2 protein-coding genes are annotated in these 2,065 nt (G+C 47.1%); both read left to right on the top strand.

Features of this window, described 5'->3' with window-relative positions; all coding sequences use genetic code 11:
* Positions 1-8 precede the first annotated feature (8 nt).
* Positions 9-155 carry an ATP-binding protein gene (locus CLPUN_RS06220; RefSeq protein WP_278281595.1) on the top strand — a complete coding sequence of 49 codons (147 nt, stop codon included), beginning with the start codon at positions 9-11 and terminating at the stop codon, positions 153-155.
* Positions 156-399: 244 nt separating this feature from the next.
* The coding region (locus CLPUN_RS06215; protein ID WP_077846457.1) for a collagen-like domain-containing protein at positions 400-2,065 on the top strand (1,666 nt) is incomplete at its 3' end.

The following is a 2,065-nucleotide window of genomic DNA, read 5'->3' as shown; positions in this document are numbered from 1 at the left end:
CTACCAACATAAATTTTAATTCTTGGGATGATATTTTTTATGACGCTGTTATCGCTAATGCTATCTTAGATAGAGTTTTACATCATGCTCATGTTGTTACAATTAACGGAAAATCGTATAGACTGAAGGATCATTTTAAGCAAGAAGAAGATTAAAAAAACTACATTCTTAAATGATCGAAAAGTTACATTTCTAGGTTGACATTTATAAGATATAGTTATTGAATTCACATTGAATGATAAACTTTCCATTTCATAATTAATGAAATGGAAAGTTTCATCAATCTTCTATGAATATGATTATGAGCAATTTGTAACATATTATGACACCCATCCATAGTATGTAATAACATGGCATGTAATACCATGGTATGGGTTTTAAAGGAGGTTACGATTTATTGTGGGACACAATAGTTATTTTGATGATAAAATAGATGATAAAAGAAAAAATTGTTTTTCTGATGAATATGATGATGTAGAATGTGACAACCAGCATAGTCCTATGTGCCTATTGGGATTATTGGAACCAATGGACAAAAAAAACTGCTGTAATTGTTGCAACTGTCATCCAGGCCGAAGAGGACGTCAAGGTGCTCAAGGACGTCAAGGCGCTCAAGGTGCTCAAGGACGCCAAGGTGCTCAAGGTGCTCAAGGGCGTCAAGGCGTTCAAGGAGTTCAAGGTGCACAAGGTGCTCAAGGGCGTCAAGGCGTTCAAGGCGCTCAAGGTGCTCAAGGACGCCAAGGTGCTCAAGGACGTCAAGGCGCTCAAGGTGTTCAAGGTGCACAAGGTGCTCAAGGGCGTCAAGGTGTTCAAGGCGCTCAAGGAGTTCAAGGTGCTCAAGGGCGTCAAGGTGCTCAAGGACGTCAAGGTGCTCAAGGACGCCAAGGTGCTCAAGGACGCCAAGGTGCTCAAGGTGCTCAAGGACCACAAGGACGTCAAGGCGCACAAGGTTCTCAAGGTGCTCAAGGGCGTCAAGGTGCTCAAGGACCTCAAGGCGCTCAAGGTTCTCAAGGATCACAAGGACGCCAAGGAGCTCAAGGTGTTCAAGGTGCTCAAGGCACTCAAGGTGTTCAAGGCGCTCAAGGTGCTCAAGGTTCTCAAGGTGCTCAAGGGCGTCAAGGTGTTCAAGGCGCTCAAGGAGTTCAAGGTGCTCAAGGGCGTCAAGGTTCTCAAGGACGCCAAGGTGCTCAAGGACGTCAAGGATCTCAAGGACGCCAAGGATCTCAAGGTGCTCAAGGTGCTCAAGGCGCTCAAGGATCTCAAGGTATTCAAGGACCTCAAGGCGCTCAAGGAGTTCAAGGTGCTCAAGGACCACAAGGACGTCAAGGCGCACAAGGTTCTCAAGGTGCTCAAGGGCGTCAAGGAGTTCAAGGCGCTCAAGGTGCTCAAGGACCTCAAGGCGCTCAAGGTTCTCAAGGATCACAAGGACGCCAAGGTTCTCAAGGTGTTCAAGGTGCTCAAGGCACTCAAGGTGCTCAAGGTTCTCAAGGTGCTCAAGGTTCTCAAGGTGCTCAAGGTTCTCAAGGAGTTCAAGGAGTTCAAGGCGCTCAAGGAGTTCAAGGTTCTCAAGGCGCTCAAGGTATTCAAGGACCTCAAGGCGCTCAAGGTGTTCAAGGTTCTCAAGGTGCTCAAGGTTCTCAAGGTGTCCAAGGTGCTCAAGGTGCTCAAGGTTCTCAAGGTGTCCAAGGTACTCAAGGTATTCAAGGACCTCAAGGTGCTCAAGGAGTTCAAGGTGTTCAAGGAGTTCAAGGCGCTCAAGGTGTTCAAGGTTCTCAAGGAGTTCAAGGTGCTCAAGGTTCTCAAGGTATTCAAGGACCTCAAGGACCTCAAGGCGCTCAAGGTGCTCAAGGCACTCAAGGTGTTCAAGGTTCTCAAGGAGTTCAAGGCGCTCAAGGTTCTCAAGGTGTTCAAGGCGCTCAAGGAGTTCAAGGTTCTCAAGGCGCTCAAGGTATTCAAGGACCTCAAGGCGCTCAAGGTGTTCAAGGTTCTCAAGGTGCTCAAGGTGTTCAAGGTTCTCAAGGTGCTCAAGGATCTCAAGGTGTCCAAGGTACTCAAGGTATTCAAG

Source organism: Clostridium puniceum (assembly GCF_002006345.1).
In the GTDB taxonomy this organism is placed as follows: Bacteria; Bacillota; Clostridia; order Clostridiales; family Clostridiaceae; genus Clostridium; species Clostridium puniceum.
The sequence above is the reverse complement of the archived record's forward strand: the minus strand, read 5'-3'. Positions and strand labels throughout refer to the sequence as shown.